We start from the raw sequence: 2556 nt of genomic DNA on the forward strand, positions 1-2556 counted from the left end.
TATATCGGTCTAACCGTGCCAGTGATTTCGGTGGTATGGTGCCACTCTGAGGAAGGCGTAAATTGGTATTAATTTATCAAATTTCTTTAAGTTTTCTCATGGATTCTCCTTTTAGGTCGATGCGATGTGAAGAGTTGACTAATCTGTCCAGGATAGCATCAGCAATGGTGCCCTCTCCAATGATTTCGTACCAGGCCGATACTGGTATTTGAGAGGCAATTATGGTGGACTGCTGCTGGTACCTGTCGTCTATGATGTCCAGCATAGTTTCTCTAGCATGATTATCCATCGATTGTAGTCCAAAATCATCTAGTATGAGCAAGTTTACCTGATTGATTTTCTTAAGTTCCTTCAGGTAGGTACCGTCGACCTTGGCTAGTTTGAGTTTTTTGAGCATTCTTCCGGTATTCTGGTAGAGCACTTTGTATTCCAGCATACAGGCTTGATGAGCTAGTGCCTGACTGATATAGCTTTTACCCAACCCAGATGGTCCTGTAATGATCAGACTTTCCTTTTTGGTAATAAAATCGAGTGTTGCCAGCCGTTGAAACATGTTCTTATCCAGGTTCCGCTGCTGTGAGTAATTGATTTCTTCCAGCGTGGTTCTTTGCTTAAAATGAGCCTGTTTAAGTAATCTACTTGTTTTCTGATGCTGCCGGGCTTCCCACTGATGATCGGTGAGTAAGCCTAGGTACTCATCTGTGGTCATTGAAGTGTGCTGGCTGGAAGCAAGGTGTTGCTCGTGCAAATCTGCCATGGCTTGTAGTCTCATAGTACGTAGTTTGTTACAAGTTTGTGTGTTGTTCATATTGCTTTGATTTTAAAGTTTCATTGGTAATAATCTGCTCCCCGAATATTATCATGAGTAGGAATATGTGGAGTTTGATTATGCAATTGGTCAAAGTCCAGTTCTAGTTCTTGCTGCTTGTTGGCCAATATATTTTTGACCAAAGTGTATTTGTACTCGCCCAGATCACAGGCTCTAAGACAAGCCTTATTGAGTTTTTCACTGCCATATGTTTTGCCCATCTGTAGGATGCCATTGGCACGCTTATAGTTTACCTCGGGGTAATCTGCATTGGCGAATAGTCCTTTCATAAAAGCTTCAACAGCTTCTCCATGCGTACCGCCCTTCATTCTAAAGAAGTTAGGGCTCCACTGCGAATAAGCCTTGTGAGCACTGCTGAGGTGGTCCTTATTGGTGAGGTAGGCTCCTTTTACGGGATTGCGATGATGTGATGCAATACGCTGGTGATTGTAAAAGACTTCTATCCAATCATTGGTGTAATGGATCTGCGTCTGGCTGCCTATGTATCGATAAGGTACACTGTAGTAGGTTTTATCGGGTGAGAAGTATACATACCCCATCTTCTGCACTTTGGCCCGTGTATAGTTCTTGAGTTGATACTGATCGTTTGGCAGGGGTTTTAGGTAGCCTCTATCCAGTGATTGGTAGAGTTCTCTACGGCTAGCCTCCTTGCGCTGAAAAAGCAGGTCATTATAGGTGTTGAGATGTTTTCTAATTTCTGCATTCAGATCACCGAGACTAAAGAAGGTCATCTGCCTTATGGGATAAAAAATACGTTGATAAACCAGGTGTACAGCGTTCTCCACCAATGCTTTGTCTTGAGGGGAGTAGCTGCGTGTAGGGTTGATAGCACAGCTATAGTGAAGGGCAAACTCTTTGAGTGATCGGTTGATGTCGGCTTCATATTTACTGGCCTTGGTCACTGCCGACTTCAAGTTGTCACTTACAATAGCCTTGGGAACGCCTCCAAAAAACACCAAGGCATTGGCTAAACAAGAAAGAAAGTCGCCACGCTTTTGACTGTTACAGGCTTCCACGTAGGTATATTGGCTACAGGGCAGGATGGCTACAAATACTTCTACTTCCTTTATCTCTCCGCTTTGATGATCTACGATTGAGAGCTTTTTGCCGGTAAAATCTACGAACATCTCATGACCTGCCTTATGATCTAGCTTCATAGAACCTTTCTCTCTGGCATATTTAGCCCGATAATGAGCCATATACTGTGTGTAGCTATATGGATGTGTGCTATTGGCCCTGTATTCCTGATAATGGTACTGGAAGGTAAACCCAGGGTGGGCGCGCTGTTGATGGACATGCCCCAGATAGCGCATCAACTCATCAAAGCGCTCATTATCTATCGTGGTTTTGACAGTAAACTGCTCCCTAAGAGTGGTCTGGTCAAACTCCAAAAGCTCCGATAGTGTGTATTCACTGCCATCAAAAAGCTGAAGGTAACGATTGATAGTATTGCGACTTATTCCTAAGGTCTGACCAATACTGCGATTGCTCAGTCCATCAAGGTGTAGTCTTATTATTTGTTGTAAATCCATCGGGTCAAGGGTTTTAGACATATCGGCTCTTTTTTAAAGAGCCGAGTATAAAACGCTTACCCCAGAGTGGCACGGTTAGAACCGTAATGCCATAATTTACTCTAAGTCATAACAGTCCAAACTGGCACGGTTTGAACCGAAATCACTGGCACAGCTCGACCGATATCACTGGCATAGTTAGAACCGTAGTATCCA

The 2556-nt window shown here is 43.5% G+C and carries 2 protein-coding genes; both read right to left on the minus strand.

All coding sequences use genetic code 11. The features are described from left to right. Positions 1–76 precede the first annotated feature (76 nt). Positions 77–772: an IS21-like element helper ATPase IstB gene (istB, locus tag RIG68_RS28335; protein ID WP_350130344.1), complete on the minus strand. Its 696-nt coding sequence runs from the start codon at positions 770–772 to the stop codon at positions 77–79. Between the two features lie 56 nt (positions 773–828). Next, positions 829–2382, minus strand: coding sequence for an IS21 family transposase (gene istA, locus RIG68_RS28340; protein ID WP_350130346.1), 1554 nt, complete (start codon positions 2380–2382; stop codon positions 829–831). Positions 2383–2556: the final 174 nt, after the last annotated feature.

It is taken from the genome of Imperialibacter sp. (assembly GCF_040222385.1).
In the GTDB taxonomy this organism is placed as follows: Bacteria; Bacteroidota; Bacteroidia; order Cytophagales; family Cyclobacteriaceae; genus Imperialibacter.

Excerpts from the sequence above, each read along its gene's own strand:
- istB (WP_350130344.1), bottom strand. The coding sequence starts at position 772 with ATGAGACTACAAGCCATGGCAGATTTGCACGAGCAACACCTTGCTTCC.
- istA (WP_350130346.1), bottom strand. The coding sequence starts at position 2,382 with ATGTCTAAAACCCTTGACCCGATGGATTTACAACAAATAATAAGACTA.